Annotated in this window: 15 protein-coding genes; 10 read left to right on the top strand and 5 right to left on the bottom strand. The window is 52.0% G+C overall.

The window, feature by feature from the left end; all coding sequences use genetic code 11:
• Window position 1: 1 nt before the first annotated feature.
• The 7 genes from K7P01_RS06080 to K7P01_RS06050 all read left to right on the top strand — a co-directional run bounded on the left by K7P01_RS06080 (window position 2) and on the right by K7P01_RS06050 (window position 15,708).
• Window positions 2–2,068, top strand: coding sequence for a fibronectin type III domain-containing protein (locus tag K7P01_RS06080; RefSeq protein WP_267290921.1), 2,067 nt, complete (start codon window positions 2–4; stop codon window positions 2,066–2,068).
• A 15-nt stretch (window positions 2,069–2,083) separates the two neighbouring features.
• The gene (locus K7P01_RS06075) at window positions 2,084–5,758 is read left to right on the top strand and encodes a SprB repeat-containing protein (protein ID WP_267290919.1); all 3,675 of its coding nucleotides are present in this window, start codon (window positions 2,084–2,086) and stop codon (window positions 5,756–5,758) included.
• Between the two features lie 73 nt (window positions 5,759–5,831).
• Window positions 5,832–10,736 (top strand): fibronectin type III domain-containing protein, encoded by a 4,905-nt coding sequence (locus K7P01_RS06070; RefSeq protein WP_267290917.1) that lies wholly within the window; start codon window positions 5,832–5,834, stop codon window positions 10,734–10,736.
• Window positions 10,733–11,713, top strand: a complete 981-nt coding sequence (locus K7P01_RS06065) for a hypothetical protein (RefSeq protein ID WP_267290915.1) — start codon at window positions 10,733–10,735, stop codon at window positions 11,711–11,713. Before K7P01_RS06070 ends, K7P01_RS06065 begins: the two co-directional genes overlap by 4 nt.
• The gene (locus tag K7P01_RS06060; protein WP_267290913.1) at window positions 11,710–12,648 is read left to right on the top strand and encodes a hypothetical protein; all 939 of its coding nucleotides are present in this window, start codon (window positions 11,710–11,712) and stop codon (window positions 12,646–12,648) included. The genes K7P01_RS06065 and K7P01_RS06060 overlap by 4 nt, the downstream gene beginning before the upstream one ends.
• Window positions 12,623–13,981, top strand: a complete 1,359-nt coding sequence (locus tag K7P01_RS06055; protein WP_267290911.1) for a PKD domain-containing protein — start codon at window positions 12,623–12,625, stop codon at window positions 13,979–13,981. Before K7P01_RS06060 ends, K7P01_RS06055 begins: the two co-directional genes overlap by 26 nt.
• On the top strand, window positions 13,978–15,708 hold the full coding sequence (locus K7P01_RS06050) for a hypothetical protein (protein WP_267290909.1): 1,731 nt from the start codon (window positions 13,978–13,980) through the stop codon (window positions 15,706–15,708). Before K7P01_RS06055 ends, K7P01_RS06050 begins: the two co-directional genes overlap by 4 nt.
• Window positions 15,709–15,755: 47 nt before the next feature.
• Here the strand turns inward: K7P01_RS06050 and K7P01_RS06045 are convergent, their stop codons facing one another.
• Both K7P01_RS06045 and K7P01_RS06040 read right to left on the bottom strand, forming a co-directional pair.
• Window positions 15,756–16,628 carry an energy transducer TonB gene (locus tag K7P01_RS06045; protein WP_267290907.1) on the bottom strand — a complete coding sequence of 291 codons (873 nt, stop codon included), beginning with the start codon at window positions 16,626–16,628 and terminating at the stop codon, window positions 15,756–15,758.
• Between the two features lie 157 nt (window positions 16,629–16,785).
• A complete protein-coding gene (locus tag K7P01_RS06040) occupies window positions 16,786–17,043 on the bottom strand; it encodes a VOC family protein (protein ID WP_267290905.1) in 258 nt (85 codons plus the stop codon).
• 166 nt (window positions 17,044–17,209) lie between these two features.
• Here K7P01_RS06040 and K7P01_RS06035 point away from each other — a divergent pair, with 166 nt between their 5' ends.
• The 3 genes from K7P01_RS06035 to K7P01_RS06025 all read left to right on the top strand — a co-directional run bounded on the left by K7P01_RS06035 (window position 17,210) and on the right by K7P01_RS06025 (window position 20,373).
• Window positions 17,210–17,884 (top strand): succinate dehydrogenase cytochrome b subunit, encoded by a 675-nt coding sequence (locus K7P01_RS06035; protein WP_267290903.1) that lies wholly within the window; start codon window positions 17,210–17,212, stop codon window positions 17,882–17,884.
• A gap of 503 nt (window positions 17,885–18,387) precedes the next feature.
• The gene (locus tag K7P01_RS06030) at window positions 18,388–19,788 is read left to right on the top strand and encodes a hypothetical protein (RefSeq protein WP_267290901.1); all 1,401 of its coding nucleotides are present in this window, start codon (window positions 18,388–18,390) and stop codon (window positions 19,786–19,788) included.
• Between the two features lie 9 nt (window positions 19,789–19,797).
• The gene (locus K7P01_RS06025) at window positions 19,798–20,373 is read left to right on the top strand and encodes a cadmium resistance transporter (protein ID WP_267290899.1); all 576 of its coding nucleotides are present in this window, start codon (window positions 19,798–19,800) and stop codon (window positions 20,371–20,373) included.
• A 42-nt stretch (window positions 20,374–20,415) separates the two neighbouring features.
• On the opposite strand, the gene K7P01_RS06020 is transcribed toward K7P01_RS06025, so the two are convergent.
• From K7P01_RS06020 to K7P01_RS06010, 3 genes are read right to left on the bottom strand one after another with little or no spacing between them, the layout of a single operon-like run.
• The gene (locus K7P01_RS06020) at window positions 20,416–21,402 is read right to left on the bottom strand and encodes a helix-turn-helix domain-containing protein (RefSeq protein ID WP_267290897.1); all 987 of its coding nucleotides are present in this window, start codon (window positions 21,400–21,402) and stop codon (window positions 20,416–20,418) included.
• A gap of 18 nt (window positions 21,403–21,420) precedes the next feature.
• Window positions 21,421–21,822, bottom strand: coding sequence for a TIGR03067 domain-containing protein (locus K7P01_RS06015; protein ID WP_267290895.1), 402 nt, complete (start codon window positions 21,820–21,822; stop codon window positions 21,421–21,423).
• Window positions 21,823–21,847: 25 nt separating this feature from the next.
• Window positions 21,848–22,708: a helix-turn-helix domain-containing protein gene (locus tag K7P01_RS06010; protein WP_267290893.1), complete on the bottom strand. Its 861-nt coding sequence runs from the start codon at window positions 22,706–22,708 to the stop codon at window positions 21,848–21,850.
• Window positions 22,709–22,740: the final 32 nt, after the last annotated feature.

Genomic DNA, 22,740 nt, shown 5'->3' with positions numbered 1-22,740 from the left:
CATGCGTCCCCTCTCTAAGATAATAGTTCTTCTCTTGCTGGCCCTGCTGTGTACACCTTCGTTTGCACAGCGGGTGGCCGCCGTGCGTGCAGTCGGCCGGGCACAACCGCGACAAATCCTGATCCGCTGGGGCGTGACGAACGCACAAGCATGGAAACTGTCAAACCGCTACGGGTTTGAAGTAACACGCTTTACGGTAATTCGGGACAAGGCCATGCTGAAAACCCCCGAACCGAAAAAGCTCGGTGTGTTTAAACCGGCGCCGCAGGCGTCGTGGGAAGCCGCCGTAAACCGCGACGAATACGCCGCCATCATTGCCCAGGCCCTCTATGGTGAAAGCTTCGAGGTGTCGGGTACAGATCAGAAGGGTATACTGTCTGCCGTCAACCAGTCCCAAGAGTCAGAGCAGCGCTTTACGTTGTCCCTATACGCCGCCGACCGCAGCTTCGACGCCGCGCTGCTGGCGGGGTGGGGGCTTGTCGACACCGACGTAAAGACCAACGAAAAATACCTGTATCGCATTACCTCGGCTGCCCCCAACGGACAAATGCCGATCGACTCGACGGGTGTATTTATAGGCCTGGAAAATCATCGGCCGCTGCCGGCTGTGTCAGACCTAAACGTGGCCTTTACCGACAAGAACGCCATGTTAAGTTGGGACTACGACGGACTGAAAGATTATTACAACGCTTATTTCATCGAACGTTCTTCTGACGGACGAAACTTTTATCGTGTTACCGAGCGTCCCGTGGCGCAAATCGGCGAGCCGCCTACAAAGAATATGCCCTCGCGCGTGCACTACATCGACACCGTGGGTATGCGAAACGTTACATACTATTATCGTGTAGTGGGTGTTACACCCTTTGGAGAGACAGGTCCCCCTTCGGCAGAAGTCTCCGGCGTCGGTAAGAAATTGCTGGCATACGTTCCGCACATCAGTCGGGCTTTGATGACCGAGGCTGGTAGTGTAGAACTGAGCTGGGAGTTTGAAGGCGCCGGCAACGCATTGATTAAAGGGTTCACAATAAATCAGTCGCAGACGGAGCGGGGGCCCTTCTTTCCAGTGATAAAAGCCATTGCCCCGGGCCAGCGCTCGGTGCGCTATGATAAATTATTCGAAACAAACTACTTCACCATTACCGCCGATGCGCGCGAAGGTGAATCACGCACGTCTATGCCCGTGTTGGTACAACCGGTGGACAGCATCGCACCCGCGCCGCCCACAGGCCTGAAGGTGATGATCGACTCGGCCGGCGTGGTGAAAGTGTCGTGGACGCCAAACGCTGAAAAAGACCTGCTGGGCTACAAGGTGTTTCGCGCCTATGTAAAAAATGCGGAGCTTACGTCCCTCACGGACTCCGTGTTCTTCGGTACATCCTATACCGACACCGTTAGCATGCGCATGAGCAACCGCAAGATTTTCTATGCAGTTACCGCCCTGGACAAACGCTATAACCAGTCGGCATTCTCACCGCGTCTGGCGGCCCTGAAGCCCGATGTCGTGCCCCCGACGTCGCCGCTCATTACGCGCTACGAGCTGGTGGACTATAAAATAAAACTTACGTGGGCCGATGCACGCGATGCCGACGTTGCCGCCCACACGCTTTACCGCAAAACCGATAACGAACAAAACTGGCAGGCCGTGCAGCAATACAAAGCCACAACGCCGGGGCAGTACACAGACAGCGATGTGCTGCGCGGACATGCCTATACCTACACGTTGATTAGCCAGGACTCCAGCCGCCTGGAATCAAAACCGGCCCACCCGGTTACACTGAAGATACCCGGCAATCCTGACGATCTGACGGTAAACATTTTCAACGCCTACGTCGATCGGGAAAAACACATCATCGACCTGTTCTGGACGGACAACCTCAAGAACGTAGAAGAATATCAGCTCTACAAAAAGAAAGCCGGCGAGCCTGCCACCCTGTGGAAGATCGTTAAAAACGAAAAACATCTTATAGACAACGCACCCACCATCAACACGGAATACACATATGGTATTCGCGTTGTAACGCGCACCGGCGAAATGAGCCGGGTAAAATGGGTCGTCGTAAATTATTAATGGTTGAATACTATCATGATGAAAAAACTGGTTGGAGCATTTCTGCTGGTAGCATTGATTACCACGCAGGCTGTATCACAGAGTGATTTTTCGAGTCAATACCTGATCAGACTTCGGGGGTTCGCCCTGTATAACGGCGACCTTAGCGAGGGCTGCGGAAGTCGCATTGATATCTATGTAAATTATCAGGGCGGCCAGCGCAGGCAAGTCTATGGAGGTCAGCACGGGGGCGGTCAGCACAACTTTGCCATCGACCTCCCGTTCGATAGTAAAAACAAGATCAAAAGCGTCGAGTGCTTCGCGCGGGCACACCGGCAAGGCAACTGGACGCAGTCTTGCCGTCGTCGAAAGATTGGAGAGGGCACGGCGTTTATCCAACTGGATACCACCGCCAGCTATCCGTGTCACAAGCAAAAATACCTGGGGAAGTTTCCGTACCTGGATGGCCGTTCGGAAGTCAACGTCGAGATCATCCCCTTCAGCAAAAGCAGTGTGCGGCTGGTGGTCGATTCCGATCTGCGGAATAACAGCAACGAGAACCTGGCTAACGATCCGGCGATCGATCTGAACGATCCGCAGGGCCTGCGCCTGAGTCCTGCCAAAACAGACTTTCGGTATACCATTACAGCCGTAGGCCCGCAAGGTAATTCGCAGCTGCTGGCGGAAGCCTACGATGGCTATACAGAAATTGGCCCCGACCCGATCGTAAGGCAAACGATTATATACGACGGCGCGTGGAAAAAACCAACGTCGATCAACGTTAGCGCCAGTGGCAATGCCTGGCTGGGCCAGAACTGGACCGACGAAAATGGCAACAGTTACTTCATACCGATTGCTGCACGACCCCAGGCGGCTTCGATCGATATACCACTACCCGATATTCTGGTGCCCGGCACCGTCTCCGTTCCGTATGTGTTGTTCCCCGGTGCCACGACCAGTCAACTTAGGATCACTACTACAGGATATTCATTTCCCATTAAATATGGCCCGGACAATACAAACATTCTACCGTACGATTCGCGCGTGACGGTGCTGGCGCCCGCCTGGAACCCGGCCTCTTTTTACCATTGGGTATATAGTTTGGATGGCATCAACTGGAAAGATTTTCCCGCGCAGTTTCAGGGCAAACACCGGTTACAAATTTCGGGCTATGACCTGGAAGGTGAGGAGTTCATGAAAAACCCTGTAGCCAATCGCTTCATTAAACTGATCATCGACTGTAACGGCGGCGAGTCAAGCGTGCTGACGCTTTCGGGTAGAATCTCTGCGCCGCAGATCGTAGGCGTAGCACCGCTGCACGATCGTTGTTTTGACAGACCGCGCGACGGCGCCTTTACCATTACATTCCGTCGCCCGTTGTTGGTGGATGAGAATGGCAACCGTGAGCAGCTCACCATTCTTGTACGCGACTTGAGCAATACCAACCCGCCCGACCAGGTTATCGACGTAACACTCGATGCGCAAAACAGCTTCACCTGGCCACGCCGTCTGCAATCGGACAAGGAATATGAAATCACCCTGCTCGATACCTACCTCGGTACATTTGGTTATACCGGCAACCGCCAGTTTCACTATGCCAACGTAGCGCTTGTCCGACCCCAGCCGGTTTCTTCGGTCGTTGCGGCAGAGGATGTGCATTGTTATGGTGGCAGCGATGGTAAGATCAACCTCCAGGCACGTGGGGGAGTGGGGAACTTTGTTTTTGATTATGTCGTGGCGGGAACGGAAGACTCCCTTCACCTCTCACTGGGAGTTGAAACGGAAGCAGTACTGTCGCTGCTTCCACCCGCTACATACTATGTCATGCTGCGCGATGCCAATCGGTGTAAAGACCAGAACGGTGTCAAGACCATGGTCGTTCACCAACCCAACGCGGCCCTGCGCATAGGCTACTCGGCCATAACCCATCCGCTGGGCTATGGCTATGAAGACGGCTACATCGAAACGATTCTGACCGGCGGCACGCCGTATCCGGATAAGCACTATACCACCGAGTGGTACAACCCGACAGACCTCGTGTCGGATGTCCTGTATAACAATGCGCCATTGTCCGAAGGATATAAAGCCAACCTGGATAGCATTGGCGATGGATCATATATCCTCAGGGCCTTCGACAGCCAATACACCCTGGCACATCCTGATCATCGCGCGGGCTGTTATGTGGCGAGTGAAATCTTTCACGTTATCCAACCGCCGCCGATTGTGGTAACCCTCTCGGAATATCACTACGTAACCTGTAACGGCTTTGACGACGGCGAAGTACTGGCAAGTGCGCAGGGCGGCGTTCAGATGACCGGCCCCCTGCCGTACCAGTATGAATGGTTGATTGTCGAAGATGCCGGCACACGCCCCATTAACCAGGACGATAGTATCGCCATAAGGTTGCGTTCGGGCACATACCGCATCCGGATCACAGACAAGAACCGCGTACAAAAACTTTCGAGTCCCTTCTTCCTCGTGCAACCCGATGTACTCGCAGCACAGATAACCGGAACACCCGTGAGCTGCGACTCTGGCGCGGATGGTACCGCCCTGGCTACCGTGCAAGGTGGAACTCTGCCTTACGTGTATGAGTGGTCGGACGGAACAACCCTGCAGCAAACCGGCAACCTGGCGGCAGGTACCTACTTTGTGTTTGTGGCCGACGTCCGTGGTTGTACTACCACCGCCTCCGGCAAAGTGGAATCACCGTTCCCGATACAGGTAGACAGCGTGCTGCGCGCTCCCCAATGCTTTGGCTATAACAATGGCGCCATCGACCTGACCGTTGCCAACGGCACAGCGCCATATCAGTATGCCTGGAGCACCGGGGCCACAACCGAAGATATGGCAGGACTGACGGAAGGAACCTACGAAGTCGTAATTACCGACGGCAATAACTGCAAGAGCGTACACACCTATACACTCGTCGATCCCGCGCCGGTCTTAGTTGATCTGGGGCAAACGCGCTTCCTCTGTAACAGCCAGCACTACGAAGCAGACGCTTCGTTGAATGACGAAGGAGCACAGTATCAGTGGACCGGCCCTGCCGGATTTACCGCGACCACGGGCATCATCACGATCACACAAGCCGGCACCTACCACGTATTGGTCACCGATGCGAACGGCTGTGACGGAGAAGATGAACTGGTTGTACAGCGTCAGACATTGGATATTAACGCCGAGTTTGTCGTTAGTACACAAGGCTTTTCCGCCACCGACGTTACGCTGCTGAACATCAGCAGTACGCCTTCCGACAGTGTACAGTGGTGGACCTCCGATCCCCTCGCCGAACAATTCTCGCTGCGGGAAGATAATAAAGCAGTAGTAGCATTCTCCGAAGAAGGTGTTTACACACTCTATATGAAGGCGTACCGCCAGGGTTGTGAAGCGGTGTTTTCCAAGACCATTACCGTGCTGGGAACTTCCTTTGTGGTCAACCCGCCAACGGCAACATCGTTCATCGAAACGTTCACGGCATCGCCGGTTCCTTCGAACGGACCCTTTACGGTAACGGTGAAGATGAAGGAGTCGTCGCGGATCCAGTTGCGGCTAATTGCCCTGGGCGACAATAGACTGGTGGACGAACGTACGGCGCAGGGCAGCAATGAATATGTGTTGCCTTATATGGTGAACCTCGCAGCCGGTACGTACCTGTTATTGTTGGAATCGACAAACGGAGATGCACTGTTGAAAGTGGTAATCCAGTAAATGTTAGCAGCCGCGAGCGGTACTGCCCTGGTAAAAGGGCTGATCTAGTAAGAAACGTGTGAATAGAATTTTCATGAAGAAGAATCTCTTGTTGTGTGTCTTTTGCCTGGCGGGCCTTGCGGCCTTCGCCCAGCAACCCGTGCAGGTTACAACATTATTGCGACCGCCCTATACACTGCAACTGAGCGACTACTATGCTTCGACGCAAGAGAAGCTTGTCGTGGTGTTGACCAACCGCGACCTGAACAAGCCCGTGTTGCAGGTGCGTCTGCGCATGAGCATCGAGAGCCAGACCGTACAGCTGCGCACGCGTGACTATGCGGCGTTTCCCATCCTATCGCTGGAAGCAGGGGTGCCGTTGCGCCTGTCGTTAAGCGACCTGGCGCCGTATTTCAACCTGGAGAACCTCGACTTCGCCGGCATCTCGCGCGCAGAATACATGATGCAGGCAAAACTGCCGGAGGGCTTTTATCAATTCTGCTTTGAAGCCATCGAAGTTTCGACCAGCCAGGTAGCCAGTGCGCGCAGCTGCGGCATGGCCTGGATGAGCCTGAGTGACCCGCCGCTGTTGAATGTTCCGCGCAAGGGCGAAGCCATCGCGCAGAAGGAACCGCAGAATATCATCTTCCAGTGGACACCCCGGCACCTCAACTCGCCCAACGCTGCTTTCGTTACCGAATATGACTTTCAACTGGTGGAGTTCTGGGATAACACCCTGGCGCCGGAAGTAGCCTTTCAGTCCGCGCAGCCTTTGTATGAAACGACGACACGTACCACTACGCTGCTATACGGTCCGTCACAGCCATTGCTGTTGCCCGGCCATCGGTATGGCTGGCGGGTGCGCGCCCGCGTGCAGAATGGCGTCGATGCTTCAGATGTATTTCGAAACCAGGGCTATAGCGAAATTTACTGGTTGACCTTCCAGGATGTCTGTCCGGCACCCACGGGTGTTTCGGCCAGAAACGGTACGTTTGGTAACCTGGAGTTTTCGTGGGTACCTAACAGCCGCCACACCGGCTATATGGTTACGTACCGCGAGAAAGATAAAGACGGCGCCGTGTGGTTTGACCAGCAATCGGCAACAACCTCGGCCCTGGTGTACGACGTACAAGCCGGCAAGACCTATGAGTATCGCGTCGGCGGATTTTGTAAAACAGATCAGCCTGTACTCGGCGAAATACACACCGTTACCCTCCCGGCACGCGAGTCAGACAACTTCGTGAATTGCCGCATCGTGCCCGACCCGCAGATTACCAATCGCACAGCGCTCACCGTGTTGCAACAGAGCGACGTCATTACGGCTGGTAGCTTCCCTGTGAAGCTTTCGAACGTAAGTGGCTCAGGCTCCTTCAGCGGTCGCGGCTATGTAACCGTACCGTTTTTAGGCAGAGCGAAGGTGCAGGTAACCTTTGAAAATATTCAGGTGAATACCGACAAACAGCTCATCGCCGGCGCGGTCATCACGTCATACAACACAGGCGAGGGCAGTGTCATCGACATCGACGAAGGGCTCGACATCTTCAAGGGGTATCAGGGCATCGTATCGCGCTTGCAGGGAATGACGGCCGATACAGATCGCGACGATCTTGACAAAGTACTGGACAGAGTAGTGGAAAATGCTGAGAAGGAATTGCCACGCGAGGAGGCGGACAAAGTTAAAAATGACGCGAAAGATCTGTTAAATGCCAAAGACACATACGATAAAGCCAAAGATGCCTACAACGTGCTGCCGGAAGGTGATCCGAAGAAAGAGGAACTGAAAAAAGAAGTAGAAGAGGCGAAGAAGAATTTTGACGAAATAAAGAGCCGTTTTGATGGCGCCGATAAGGATGCTGTGATGAACGACCTGTACATACTTCGGTTCGACAAGCTGGCCAATCAAACACAGTACGGGTTGGATGCGTACACCACGCCCCTGGATCCTTCCGACTATGAAAAAGTAAAGCAATCGATAGACGATTATTATATACCCTGGAAATCAGTACCACTTGGAGAGTCCGATCGGGTACGGGCGGTGCCGATAAACCCGGCAGACCCGCTGCCGGATAGCATGTTCGTGCGTTCGGATACGGGGCCGCTCACGACCCAGAAAGTGCCCCCGACACACTATGAGGTAAAGGTATATGGCTATGCGGAAGGAGAAATCAATCCGGTTATTGCCTATGAGAAACGGAAAATGAATGGTAAAGACGTGCCCGTCGCCCGCGGCAAATTGAATGTAGTAAGCTACCCGCGTGTATACCGTAAGTTGATTATCGTACCGGTCAACGGCGAAACCATGCCTTGCACGGTCGCAGATGTTCAGAAACGCATGAATGAGATTTACCGTCAGGCCGTTGTGGAATGGAGTGTGGAAATGCAACCATCGCTCACAAGCCACTATGACCTGGATAAAAACGGCATGCAGGATAATTTTGATCAGGTTAATTATCTCTATACAACGGAAATGACCCTGGTGCTGCAAGACTATGCCGCCCGGCAGCCGTTCGACCCCGAGGCACACTATGCTTTCCTCGTGTCGAAGGCGGAGACCGACAAGGCGTCGGGTTACAATCCCTATAAGCGTCAGGCTGCATTTATCTTTATGCATGATGACGCCAAAAAGAATGCTGGTGATTTTACCCACACCATCGCCCACGAGATCGGCCACGGTGCTTTCCGGTTGCTGCATACATTCGAGGAAGGGCTGCCCATGAACGGAACCGATAATTTAATGGATTATGCTGGTGGAGAGACACTCAGTAAAGCCCAGTGGGACCTCATTCACAACCCACCGTTTATGCTGACACTGTTCCCGAAGACCAATGTGGAAACAGATGGCGACCAGCCGACCGGGGTTGACGCCCCACCTGAGGTGAAGCCCGAAGATCTAATTGCAGCGAAAGTGCTTATGCTTTTAAAAGGATATCAGGTCAATATTCAGGACTTTGTCTCCGGTAAAGGCGTTTTGAAAGACTGTTTCGAATCGCAGGAAAAACAGGCGGCCGGTATCGAGCGTGTCATTGACAATATTCTGGCAGACAACGATACCCTGGAGGCATTTGTACAAACTGTTAAAGATGAAGTATTCGACCTGACGGACGAATCGATACTGGAAGGTGTTGTCTGTCTGAAAGTAATAGAAAGATTTGCATCGTTCGACCTACTGGTTGTCTACAACAATGTTCAATATAAAGACGGCGAATGCATTTATGTAACCGACGCGGAAGACGAGCTGGCGTTGCGCGTGGTCTGTGATGTGCCTTCTGTAGCACTGGATGCGGAAAATGTTACCTGGCAGGGTGCGGAAGGTACCGGTACGAATGCCGTCGTGGATATGGATGATACAAGGCCGGACGAAAGAGTTGTGACAGTGGCGGCGGGTCCAGCCAAAGCCAAAGTGACAATCAAAACCGCATATATTAAACTGACGACCGACAAATTCTTTGCCCCGTCGGAAGAAAACCTGGATATCACCTACGATGTTACCCCCGGCAAGTCCGGCGAGTGGAAGTATGCCAAGCTGGAAGTATTTGCTAAGGGAGGCTCGGTACCGGTATACGTGGATACGAAGATTGCTGCGAAAGGAAAGAACGTGAAGATTTCCTGGGATGGCAAGACGAATGGCAGCAGCTATAGTTCTTATATTGATATCGTTGACTCACCCTATAAAGTGAAACTGACCGTGGGCATGGATGAAAAATTCAGTACGAGCTATTCGGATGAAAAGGAAGTTGGTGTAGAGGTCGAGTCGGTTACGCTAACGCCGGGTGGTGCGCTGAGCATCGTCAAGCCGGACCGTAATGCCAAAGAGATTCTGACAGATGTCCAGGCATTGGTTAGGATCCGGAATAAAAAAGGGCAGGGGGTAGCCACAGCGTTGCCACTTACAGTGCAGTGGCGTTTTGAAGATCCTGACGATGTTGCCAACGACGCAAAACGAATCATTGACCGCAACGGTCCGGAAGGTAATGACAATACGAGTATATCGGATGGTGGTATTGCCGCGGGCTGGAAGCTACCGCAGGGTTCAGGATATGGCCTGCTAACAACCCAGGAAAAGCAGTGGGCGACCACAGCCGGTGATGGTGAGAACAAAGGCAAAAGTCTCAAGAAGTTTGTTTCGTCTGCCATTGCCGGCGATAACTATATCGTCGTGGCGGAAGTAGTGGGTAAAAATGCTAGCGTGTTGAAGAGCGGCCGAACGGGTATCTGGACCGTGCGGAAGAACGTAACAAACGATTATGTTTACGAGATGCCCGGTTCGCTGAATATGACGCAGGTCATGAGCAAGGCAAGCATTGACCCGGCGTTCTCGAAAGATGGATGCACCGATTACACTGCGGCAAAGAGTGTCGTCAAACTAGCGGCTACCAGCGCGAAAGAATTTGTAGCCACGCTGTTGGATCCGACGCCCGAACAGCTTCCCTCCAAAGCGGACCTGGATGCTTTCACAACGTATAACAAACCGGCGCAGGACGCTGCCGAGAGCCGCATGAAAGTGAAGGCGCAGGCATGGTATGATGCCAACCAACGCCATATTGACGTGCAACTGGAAAAATTTGCAAAGGACAATGGTATCCAGCGGCCATCCAGCGTTAGCGTCCGGTACTTGCATCCCAAACATGATGGTGATGAGACCACGGGGAAAACGAACTATTATCCTCCCTTTATTCTGATTAATGTTGGCACGTCTACACAACCCATCAGCATCAGTGCCGATGGAGATTGGGGCGCGATCGACGGATCGGAACAGTTCAATATCGCATGGTTTTTCAAGAATACGGCGAAGAAAGGTGAAAAGCGACTTCAAATCGCGGGAAGGCATGAGATCGGCCACCGTAGTGATCACACTAATTTTGGTGTTTTCAAAGCCGGTGAGGATCATGCCGAAGAAGGACTCATGAGTCCCTCCGGGGGGATGACATTTTTTAACCAGATAGGAAATCCCGAGTTCAGCGCAGAAAGTATCAATAAGCTTCGGGGAAGAGAACGATGAAAAGAGTAGTGTGTATTTTTTCGGCTGTTATACTGTCGGGTGTAACAGCCCTGGCGCAGGAACTGAAGTCAGCACTGACATTGACGGGCGGAGACCTGCATCTGGAGGTCAAACTGTCCAATACCCGTGCTGCCTTTGGTGATGCCATTCCGCTCACGGTCACGCTGGAAGCAAAACGCAATGTGGAAACATTCGACCTGGAAACTGGCTGGCTCTTTTTTCAACTGAAGAAGTATGAAAAGGGTCGGTACGTGGCGATTGAAGAGCAAGGCTGGTACCGTGCACTGGGCGGTACCTATCGCTATAGCATGAGTGCGTCGGGCCAGCTTCGGTTGGACCAGTTCACCCAAACAAAAACCACCCTGCATACCGGCGATACGCGTACCCGTAAATTCGAACTCAACGACCTGCTGGAAGAATTTACCTATCCCGGTAAATACATGCTGTGTGTAGCCTACGAATGGCAAATCAAAGACTCGGTAAAGTTCGATGTAGTGCTGAACTATGAAAGCGTCGTTCCGCGCATGCTCGACTATATGCAGAACAGCAATACCCAGCATGGACATATCTCGCCCTTTCAGATCATTACCTACCTCACGGGAGATCGCGTAAAGGATCGGTTGGTGCGGCCGGCAGACGAACCGCAGCTGGCGCCCTCGATCCGCAACTGGTGGAATGGCAACAAAGACGTCATTCTAAAAGTGGAGGCAACCTTACAACGGCCGGAATACCGTAACCTAGACTACAGCCGGCGCATCGCCGCCATCCTGAAGGCGCTGGACGGTAGCGACATCACCCGCCGCACGCAGGCCGGCGAAGAGTTTCAGCGGATTACGGGCATGATCCTCACCAAACCGCCCGCGACGGAAGACGAAGCCATCAAGAAAAAGAACGTACAAATCGTTCGCCAATGGTGGGAGCAAAACCGGGAGCTGGTCCTGTGGGTGAACCGTGTTGTTATCGAAAATTACCTATGATAAAAATATCCTCTCTGTCGTTGCTACACACGACGACCATATTACTACTTGTCCTCGGCTTGCAGGCTTCCGCACAAAAGCGTGAAGTCGATGCCCACTTTACGGCCATGCGCGACAAGCAGGCGGTAACGTCACTTTCCTTTGAAGCAAAAAAAGAAGATCAGTATATCGCGCCACTGACCGCCTACTTGCAGGACACGGTTTCATCGCTGCGTGCAGAGGCCTATTATCTATTGTGCCAACTGGGAACGAAGACAAAGCAAAAGAGCACCCGCAAGCGCGTTGTGAGTGTTTTAATCCGCGGCTGGCAGGATAAGGACAAAGGCATTCAGCGTCTGGTCGACAACGGACTGGCACGTTTTCAATCCCAGGACTTTGACCGCGCTGCGCTCGATTCTGTCCGCAGCCGGGTGCGAAGACTTCCTTCCAGCCCCGGCGCCTTGTTTAGGCTCGTGGGCTATTTGCAACTACAAGATCTTGCACTGAAAATCAAATCCTATGTGGAAGAAGAAGCGCCGGCGCTGCGCGCTCAGGACCGCTGGGCAGGCTATATCGCCCTGGCACGCCTGGGCGATCAGCAAGCTGTTGACGTGATTCTGAACCGCGTCCGCATGTTTGGCGTAAACGACGATGCTGTCTATGAGCTCTTTCCCGACCTGGTCTATACCCGCAGCTACCGCGCCATACACTACCTGGAAGAAGTTCTGTTCAGTGATGAACGGAAGTGCGGCGCGCCGAGCGCCGAGTCACGTCAGAAAATGACGTGTGCCTACCGCGTCATGGAGTTGCTGGCACCGGTCATCAAAGATTACCCGGTAGCAGCCACCGCCGGTGGTGGTGTAGCTACGAACAATTATCCCCAAGCCCTGGAAACCACGCGGGCCTGGTTTAAACAGCAGAATGGAAAGTATGAAATCATACGCGATGCATTCTAAGATCCTATCATACTATATCTTCGCGGCATTGCTGCCGCTGGCCTCCTGTTTTCACGAAGAAGCCATACCGGCTGCGGTGAGCTTTGCCTACCAGGTGGTAAACGAAGACTATTCCATACCCGTGGAAGTAACCTTCGAGAACAAAACCACCGGCGCTGAGCACTACCTGTGGACTTTTGAAGGCGGCGACCCCGAGACGTCCGACAAGTACAATCCGGGCGCTGTGCGCTATACCGCCAGCGGTACCTACACCGTACGCCTGGAAGCCTGGAACGGCGATGACCGCCAAACGAAGGAAATTTCCCTGCGCATTCTGGGTACGTTCTCGCCCGACTTTGAAACAAGTATTGCCACCAATAGCATTTCACCTGTGCAGGTAACGCTCACCAACACCACGATCGGTGGCACCGCCTATCACTGGACGTTTCCGGAAGGTATGCCTGCGTCGTTTACCGGCCACGATCCACCGGTAGTAGAATATACTATACCCGGCGAACACACCATCACGCTGGTAGTAGAGAACGGCGATGAAATAGATTCCATCGCCAAGACCATTACCGTATTGCCCGCGTTGGCCATGGACTTTGCCATCGAGCCGTCGTTCCAGGACGAAGACTACGAAGCGCCGCTCACCGCATCGCTGATAAACAGCACCATCGGCGGCCTTACCTGGAAGTGGACCAGTACCGGCGGCGACATTCAGCAATCAACGGCAGAGCAGACGTCCGTTCATTTTGCACAGCCCGGTACATACACCATAACACTCACCGCCGACAACGGCAAAGTGACGCAAAGCATTAACCGGGAGATTGTCGTGAAGCCCAACACCGGCTTGCGCACGCACCACGACATCATGCTGGGCGTCAACACCGCGCACAGTACCGTGGGCAGCTTCTATTCTACATTTCTGAGACGTGTTATGCACAAGGATGATCCCGATTCGATCGACCAGTATGTGGACATCGCCTTCTTCGGCTTGAATGCAACCTTTGCATTCAATCGCTTTGTCTCACCCGACTCAGTACAGCAGTATACGTTCGAGGCACTCACACAGGCACAGACCACACATTTCATCAATACACAAGAAACGTGCGGCTGTGGTATAACCTTTACCGAAGCCGACTTCGACCAGATGGAGACCGATGTACCGTTGCGCAATTTGAACATCACATCGCGGGCTACCGGGCTCAAGCCTTTTACCGACAGCCAGCTTCCGCGCATCGTGCTCTTCCGAACGAAAGACGACCGCAAGGGCGCCATCAAAATCAAAGAGTTCCACCGCGACGCGCTCCAATCGTATATCGTCGTTGATATCAAAATACAAAAACCTTGAGACCACTTCTACGCATCCTCTCTGCGCTACTGTTGATCCTTTTGCCCGGCATTGTGTTTCAGGCAACAGCTCAATCGGTCCGGCTAGACAACCTCAAAGAACAATTCGGCAACGGCAAGCCCATTCGCTTCAGTGGAGGCCTGGCCGCCAACGGCATATTCTATGATGGTAACGGAGGGTATGGACGAAGCCCGTTTTCCTATTTTGTAAACGGAAGCATCAACATGAACCTGTACAATGTCGTCAATCTGCCGTTCACGTTTACCCTGTCGGACTTTGGTGGAAACTACACCTACCCCATTCCATCTAACCGGTTCAGCATACACCCATCCTATAAATCCGTAACCGGCCACATCGGCGACATCGCTATGACCTTCTCTCCCTATACACTCAACGGTTATCTGTTCCGCGGAGCAGGAGTGGATGTCGAGCCCGAAGGGCCCTTTAAAGGCAGCGTAATCCACGGACGGTTGCAGAAGGCAAATGAATATGATACGGCCAATCACACTGTGCCTGCGGCGTATGAACGCAAGGGATTTGGAGCGCGCCTGCAATTTCAGCAAGGGAAATACCGCGCCGGCCTGATCGTCTTCCGGGCGTGGGACGACCCACACTCCCTCCGGAATGCCCCGGATAGCCTCGGTATCTATCCCATGGAAAATACGGTAGTCAGCGTAAACGGAGGCCTGGAGGTCGTGAAGAACCTCGACCTGTCGGTGGAGTATGCTACCAGCGCCCTCACGCGCGACATTCGCGCGGAAGATGCTACGGGCAGAGGAATCCTCGGTCCGCTTGTTGATAGTAAGGCTTCGACAGGATTTTACAATGCATTCAAAACAGCGCTGCAATACACCTTGCAGAACACTGTCCTCGGCGTGGGGTACGAACGTGTTGATCCCGGGTACCAGACCCTGGGCGCCTATTATATCAACAATGATCTGGAGAATATCACCGTCAATGCAGCCCAGCCGTTGTTCAACGGAAAAGTACAGATCGCCATGAATGCAGGCTTTCAGCGTGACAACCTGGATGGTAATAAGTCCGGTTCTTCGACCCGGGCCATCGGCGCCCTGAATGTTTCATATATACCGACGACTAAAATATCGGCTGTGCTGAACTACTCCAACTTTCAGACCTTCATGCGTATCCGGCCGCAGTTCCAGACCATCAATCAACTCGACAACTTCCAGCAGCTGGATACACTGGACTACACACAGACATCGCAAAATGCCAGCGGCACACTGAGCTACACCCTGAAACAAACCGATGCAGTCATGCGCATGTTGACGTTTGACGTCAGCTTCCAGGAGACCGGCGACAAACAGGGCGGTGTTGTACGCAACGGCAACGGCTCACGGTTTTACAATGGCTCCGTACAATATAACTTTATGCAGCTTGCCCAGGGATTTAATGTTTTAGCTGCCTTTAACGTTACCTATAACACCATCGGTAGAAACGACTTTATTACACTGGGGCCTACCGTGGGAGCAAACGCGAAGCTATTCAAGAAAAAGCTTACGACCGGCACCAGCATATCGTACAATGCGAGCAAGACCGATAATGCGTGGGATACCCGAGTACTAAACATCCGGTGTAACGCCGTGTACAATGTGCTCAAGCGGCATGCGCTTATGCTGAATGTATTGAATCAGCTGAGAAACAGTTCGGAGCGTGCGTCTACGCACGATCTTACCGTGACTGTGGGATATAATTTTAACTTCGGTTAGCGATAGAGCGCCCGTATTCGCCCTCGCTCCCACACGCACACTGTCTTCTAGCGTCTGCTGCCGGTCGAGAGCTTGAATTTAATCGGCAGGACAAAACGGCTTTTTACAGCTTTGCCCCGTACGCGGGCGGGTTGCCATGGGGGCATGGCGGTGATGACGCGGAAGGCTTCGGCATCAATATCCGGACTTACACCTTTTACCGTTGTCAAGTCAGAAATCTTGCCTTTTTTGTCGACGTCAAACGAGGTAAAGACGCTCCCTTGTATGCCGCTCTGCCGGGCATCGGCAGGATATCTGACCGTGCTTTGAAGATATTGCATCATCGCTTTCATACCGCCCGGATACTCGGCAGGCTTTTCTACTACCGTATATACGGTATCACCCGCTTTTACACGGTAGCTGTTCACCAATATATAATCCTTGATCTCCGAGTTAGAAGTCTCGCCGGTTTCAACGACGGTACTGATAAGTCCGTTGCCATTTGATAATTGCTCCTGACCGTCAGGGGTATAATATTGAAGAATGAGCTCTTTGTCACCGGACTGATACTCCTTACGTTGGCGTATGCCCCCTGTTTCATAATACTCCACAAAGACGCCGGTAGCATAATCGTCGTCGTATTGCCCTTCTTTCTGTAGCGTACCGCTTTCGTAGTAGTGTTTTACCTTTCCGTGATAGATGATATCGGGTTCATATTCGAGGCATTCGGCAATCAGCCGCACCTTGCCGGAAGGCATGTAATACTCGCGCAAGATAAAGCCTTCGCCAGCTTCTTGTATCGTGCGATAAAAGGCAGCGCCGTTCGAACCATAAACCACCTTGCGGTCTTTTGATAGATAGGCAATCCTCTTTTCCTGCAACTGAGCGTGTGTAAAGTGGATGCTTAGTATGATAAACAGGAGCAAGACAGATGTTTTCATGGGCGGCAATTCAAACAAAATTAGCAATAAATTATGCTCTGGCAATGGTAGGAAAAACGAGGCTGCCCCAACACGACAGTCTCGTTTCTATATAGAAATGGTAGAACGGTTAGTTCAACACAATAAAGTCGTCATCGCTGTGTTTGCGGCAGCGGAACTACACCTCCGCATGAAGCCCAACCTTATTCCCCTCCGAATCCAATATCATCGCAATAAACCCCGCCGGTATAGCAATCTTCCCCGTTAAAATCTTTCCACCTGCCTTCTCCACCCTATCGAGTACCGTTTGAAGCGATAGGCTCGTATTAATATATACTACCGTTCCATTCCCCGAAGGACTATTCTTATCCGACTTCGACAACACCCCCGTCACACGCCCCGAAGTAGCCTGCACCACGTTGGGAATGTCTGGCAATGCAGCCCATTTTTTGCAAACGCGTGGAATTTTTTGTCAAATACCCCATCGCTTGCCGCAGGTACCCCATTGCCCTTGCGCCGGGTGAAGTAGATCGGCGTAAAAATAGTTGCCCCGGAACGTCCAATATAGGAAATTCGATTGTTCTCTTTAAAACGTATGAATTATGAACTGGTTTTCCCGCGCTTTAACAAGCTCTATTGGCAAGAAAATCGTGATGGCGCTGACGGGGCTATTCCTGATCAGCTTTTTAGTGGTGCATGCCGCTATTAATGCCATGATCTTTATCGATGACCGCGGCGCCACCTTCACGCACTGGGCGCATTTTATGGCGACCAATCCCATTATCCGGACACTGGAGATTGTACTGGTGCTCGGCTTTTTGTTCCATATTGCACAAGGCTTATTGTTGTGGAAGCAAAACCGGACGGCACGGGGCGCGGTGCGATATCACGTTGTGACACCGCCCCAGCAAAGCCGTTGGTATAGCCGAAGTATGACCTTGCTCGGGACGCTGATCCTGCTTTTTTTAGTGATCCATACATCTAACTTTTGGATTCCGAACCGAAAGCATCAATTTATGACAGGCGAGGAGTTGCCATTGTACCAGATGATTTTGGTCACGTTTCAAAATCCAGTCGAGGTGATAATTTATTTGCTCGGATGCTTTTCGCTCTTTTGGCATTTGTTGCATGGGTTTCAAAGCTCCTTTCAGTCACTGGGGTTAAAGCATGCAAAGTATGACAAGCTGATTGTGGTGAGTGGGGTCGTGTTCTCCGTTGTGATATCACTGCTTTTCGCGATGATGCCGGTCTCGGTTTATTTTCATTGGCTAGGATAGGTTGCTTCCGGCCTGTCGGTTGCATTGCGAAAGGCGCAATACAACATCGGACCAGAGGGGCTTCCGGTATGAAATTAAAAAATAGAGAAGGCCTTTTAAGGAAACAGTGTTTAGCCTACGGTTCGGGTCGTGTGAACAACAGCAGGTGAACTGGAGGGAGTCCTTTGGGTAAAAAAATTGGTTCGGTCTTCATAAATACTACAATGGTTATGGGTATAACGTTTATACTGACACACGATAACTGTTACGGCAATTCGAACAATGTTATAGCATACACAATTTACAACACCGCGGGAATATGCAAAGTATATTGTACGAAAAAATGTTGTTTTTGCGGATAAATGGTAGCACACTACGGTGGGGCTCGTGGTACAGGCGAGGAAATTAACGGACCGGTCTTTTTGGTTAATTGCACCAGGTTGCATTGTTTGGGGACAGAGTTTGACAAGTATCATGATTGTCCGGATATTGAGGCCCCATAATAAAAGATTGAACAGTATTTTATGTCAACATACGAGATCCGGCAAGAAGCCGTTAAGCCCACAGTACCAACTCTATTTATTGATTTGATGACCTTTATTGGCACACAGCCTCACGGAAGCCTGGGCTGGTTCGATACCTTCGGCCCGCGCGAAATTCCGCCGCAGTGGGAGCCTGCCGCAGCTGAGCGTCTGAATACCCATGGATTTTCATTCTTGGAATTGGCGGATGGCTCGATGGTAGTGTTATTAAACACGGATGTAACGGGCGCGCCACCGGCCGTGGTGTTTCTGGGCTCGGAAGGTGAGCATCATACAATTGGCAACAGCCTGGAAGAATTTCTGGTATTGTGGTCGAAAGGCGAAACAGATGTCTACGACCTCGATGACGAAGAGATTGAAGGGCGTGCTAGCCTGGCTGCCTGGATCAAAAGCCGCAAGATAAAGACTCCCAAAGCGGCAGACTTCGATTTTGGAGCCTGGCTTGCCGGTGACACAGCTAGCGCTGCGCCCGCGGCTGAAGCCGCCCACCGTCAGCCTACTGCTGACTACGAAAAACTTGGGCCTCATGTGCGCAAGCTCGTCGACATGATGGGGCGCCGGGCCGATGACGAGGCGCTGATCGACTGGGTAACCAACACGCTTGGTAAAAAAGCGCCCAAGCATACTTCTTCCGATAGCGTGAACGTTTCGGCGCCGAAGGTCGGTATTGAACTGGTTTTCTCGCACAACGTACGCAATGAAAAATATCCGCCCATCAGCAAGAGCGCACGCTCGTTTATACCGTATCTGTCGTACGCGTGGATCCGCGAGAAGATCGGCGAGCCGGTGTTTGGTATCGACGTCAAGAAAGGTACAGAAGCCGATGTTATTAAATTGCTCGGCGATCCGGATGGCTATGAGCCTGCCTTTATGAGCGACAACGATCCTACGGTGGCGTATTGGCACCGCGTGGTAGACGCTGCTGCGGATGTTGTCGTAGAAATAGAATCTGATGATGGACTGGGCTTCGTAGTCAGGGTGATGTCGTCGCTGGCACTGCAAGAATATCCCGTGGTCAGCACACATCTCTTCCTCGGCTGGGCGGCCACCCGCGGCCTGCTGGACGAAATACGCTTCGCGCAACACGCAGACCTGCTGGCGAAAGTAAAAAGCCGTCAGGCACTGGGTTCGGACCTACTGAAGGCTGCACTGCCGCGCGGCCTGTGGGATAGCCACCTCATAGATAAACCCGGTTTGCGCCGTACGGCCTATCAGTGGTCTCACAACATGGCGGGCCTCTGGATTACCGCCGACCTGATCAAGATATTTGGTTCACATCGTGGGCCTTTCGGTCACGACGATCCCACGGTGGACAACGACAGCTGGGAGAATGTTGACAAGGCGGCGCCGGCGTTTGAAAAGGTGTTTGCCCAATGGTTGTAACGGCCATTCATGCTCGAAAACATCATAACATCTCTATTGGCTTTTGTTTCGACGAACATCGATGACATCTTTATCCTGATGTTGTTCTATGGTCGGCGCAAACAAAAGCCTATCGATATCGTGCTGGGGCAATACCTGGGCATTGGCACCCTGGTGCTGGTGTCTTTTGTCGGCGCGGCGATTGGAAGTTTAATTGATCAGAAGTATATCGGACTGCTGGGGTTATTTCCAATATACCTGGCCCTGAAGAATGTGCAGCAGCAGGGGAATTGGAACGATGAAGTCCCCCTGCGGACCGGCGCGGGTATCATCGCCATCGCCGGCGTAACCATCGCCAACGGAGGTGACAATATCGGCGTATATGTACCCTTGCTCACAACCATGACGGTAGTAGCGAAGGTGTATATGGTTGTTGTCTTTGCTATGATGACCTATGTATGGTGTATGGCGGCGCGTTATCTGGCCCGCCATCCCGTGGTTGCCAGCTACCTGGATCGGTTTGGGAATATTATTACGCCGCTCGTACTGTTTGGGCTCGGTATTTTTATTCTGTGGGAAAGCGGGTCATTTTTATTGTTTTTTTAAATAGTATCTTAGTAAGCGCCCCAATAACTTTCAGTCTTGTGATCAAACTGACTTGCGATACTGCGACGGCGTCATTTGCGTAGTCGATTTGAAGGCTATGTTGAAGGCGGTCACCGTGCCAAAGCCGCAGTCGTAGGCAATGGTCTCAATCTTTTCTTGCCCATACTGCGGGTCCGTGAGGAGTGCTTTCGCTTTTGCAATCCGGTAGTGATTTACAAATTCTGAGAAGTTCATCTGTGCTCCCTCGTTGATAACCTGCGACAGCTCGCGGGGACTCGTTGACAAACTGTTGGCGATGCTCTTCAGCGTAATGGTGCTCTCGAGGTATACTTGCTGCGTTTCAAATAGATCTTTCACTTGTTGCAGCAGTTGCCTTGCCGTGCCTTGGCTTATCGGCGAACTGCTGTATTTCTCTAATGCAAAGACGTGTCGCTTTAACAGGAGAAACGAAAAAATATAGATCAGGAAGGAGAAGAATACTGCACCCAGGATATAGACCGGAATAATGCCCGTAAAGATTCCCGCATAGACTGCCCAGATGCAGGTGACGCCGATCGTGATGTTCCGGTACCATGGCTTTAACCGGGCGTCTTGCAGACGTGTGGCGATGTAGTGCCAGCAGAGGGTGAGGTATAGGGCCAGGTGCAGAAAGATCAACGTTGCGATGGCGTAGGAGAACAGGTCGGCGCCGTTTGGGATGATCCAACATAATAATGCGACTAGCGCGAAGGGAATGACGTGTAGATGCGCGCGACGGTCGAAATCTTTCTTCTCGAATAATGCCTGGCCGTATAGCCAGAGGAATGGGCCTGCCAGTAGTTTGCCGGAAATACCCAGTACGCGTAGCCATGACGGTAGCCAGGCGTAGTTATCGATCACGGACTTGCTGGTTAGAAGGATCAGTGCCACCAGTAGCCATGCCAGGAAGATATTGCCTCTTTTGTCGCGCAGGGAAAAGAGGTAGGCACACAGGAAGAGCGCTTGTACGATACCCAGGCAACTGAGAACAAATACAACATTTTCGAGCATGTGGCAAAATAGCGAATTTTACTGTTGTCGCTGAAACACGCACAAGAAAAACAGCGCATTGCCTTGTGTTTCAAAGTTTTCGGGGTAACGGTCGCCGGCAAGGTTGTAGCAAACGGTTAACTGGTTTTCCTCCAACGTATAGATGGCTTTAAAATGTTTTCCTTTGTTCGCGCCTTCGCGGCTATAAATGTCCATTTTTCCATCGCCGTAGGTTGCTTCGCCCTGGTCGGTGGCATGTGCGGTTTCAAAGGTATACGTGCCACCCTGTATCGTGAGTTTGCTCTGGGGATCCGCCGGCAAGGGTTGTCCGTTCAGCTCTTGTTTGACGGGAATCCAGACGCCTTCGAAACTTTGTGCGGTGGAGGAGATGGCTGTGCTCATAGTATAAAGAAAAAAGAAGGTTAAGAGTAATTTTTGCATGACAGTGTTTTTTGTTCAGGCAAAGCTAAAGCACCCCCGTATAGTAAAATTGTAAAAATGTTTCCTTGTTAATTGGAATAAAATTCGGGTGACGGCGGATTTGGGTATAGTGGTTACACAGTAGCCGATATTGGTTAGGCGTTAGCCGTGTGCGGCTTTTGAAGTCATGAATGAAATGTGCCTGGTCGTAGAAAGTATGCAGTGCGCTGAAGTTTTTTTGGGTATTTTCTGATATGGCCTTTAGATGATTGTCAAACCGGATAATGCCTTGCATTTCCTTTATCGACGAGCCAAAGTGTTTTAATACTTCCTGCCAAAGGCGTTTTCGGGTATAGCCGGTGACATGGCATAGTTGTGTTACTGTATGGGTCGGCAGCGCGTCTGCCAGAAAGGCTATTTTTTTTAGCACCCCGGCGGAGGGCTCTGGGACTTCATGTGTAAAATGGCGTTCGATGGCGGCAAAGTTGGAGGCCACGTCATTAGACATTTGCAGTTCTTGCTGCAACGCGATGATTGATGTCGGGCCCCACACTTCTGCCGGTAGTGCCGTTTCGTTTGTGTCACGGACGGGCACGGAGGTGAAAAATGGAAGCATGCCCTGTTTTACCGCCAGAATATAAAACTCTGGTGTGCCGTTGTGGCCGAGATAGAATGGCGTCTCATGCTTTCCGTTGATCCAAACCGTTGCCTTGTTCTCTGTCGGTGTGTCGTCTTCAAAGGGACTGGAGGTGTGGAAATTGCCGCCTACGTTAATAATAATATTTTGATACACCCGCTGCAACGCCAATCCGGTGCCCAGCCCGCGCACGTATAGGATAGCATATACAAGCTCCTTCAGCGGCCCGGTGGGCACATACGATTGAATGACCGGCAGCGTAGGATCCATATGTTGGGGAATCCGGGAATATATTTCCGGAA

This window comes from Parachryseolinea silvisoli (assembly GCF_021190955.1).
GTDB lineage: Bacteria > Bacteroidota > Bacteroidia > Cytophagales > Cyclobacteriaceae > Ohtaekwangia > Ohtaekwangia silvisoli.
This window is presented reverse-complemented; position numbering and strand designations above follow the sequence as displayed.

Bases quoted from the DNA above. Each gene is read 5' to 3' on its own strand.
- K7P01_RS06080 (WP_267290921.1), top strand. From the start codon at position 2: ATGCGTCCCCTCTCTAAGATAATAGTTCTTCTCTTGCTGGCCCTGCTG.
- K7P01_RS06075 (WP_267290919.1), top strand. From the start codon at position 2,084: ATGATGAAAAAACTGGTTGGAGCATTTCTGCTGGTAGCATTGATTACC.
- K7P01_RS06070 (WP_267290917.1), top strand. From the start codon at position 5,832: ATGAAGAAGAATCTCTTGTTGTGTGTCTTTTGCCTGGCGGGCCTTGCG.
- K7P01_RS06065 (WP_267290915.1), top strand. From the start codon at position 10,733: ATGAAAAGAGTAGTGTGTATTTTTTCGGCTGTTATACTGTCGGGTGTA.
- K7P01_RS06060 (WP_267290913.1), top strand. From the start codon at position 11,710: ATGATAAAAATATCCTCTCTGTCGTTGCTACACACGACGACCATATTA.
- K7P01_RS06055 (WP_267290911.1), top strand. From the start codon at position 12,623: ATGAAATCATACGCGATGCATTCTAAGATCCTATCATACTATATCTTC.
- K7P01_RS06045 (WP_267290907.1), bottom strand. From the start codon at position 16,628: ATGAAAACATCTGTCTTGCTCCTGTTTATCATACTAAGCATCCACTTT.
- K7P01_RS06035 (WP_267290903.1), top strand. From the start codon at position 17,210: ATGAACTGGTTTTCCCGCGCTTTAACAAGCTCTATTGGCAAGAAAATC.
- K7P01_RS06030 (WP_267290901.1), top strand. From the start codon at position 18,388: ATGTCAACATACGAGATCCGGCAAGAAGCCGTTAAGCCCACAGTACCA.
- K7P01_RS06025 (WP_267290899.1), top strand. From the start codon at position 19,798: ATGCTCGAAAACATCATAACATCTCTATTGGCTTTTGTTTCGACGAAC.
- K7P01_RS06020 (WP_267290897.1), bottom strand. From the start codon at position 21,402: ATGCTCGAAAATGTTGTATTTGTTCTCAGTTGCCTGGGTATCGTACAA.
- K7P01_RS06015 (WP_267290895.1), bottom strand. From the start codon at position 21,822: ATGCAAAAATTACTCTTAACCTTCTTTTTTCTTTATACTATGAGCACA.
- K7P01_RS06010 (WP_267290893.1), bottom strand. From the start codon at position 22,708: ATGGATCCTACGCTGCCGGTCATTCAATCGTATGTGCCCACCGGGCCG.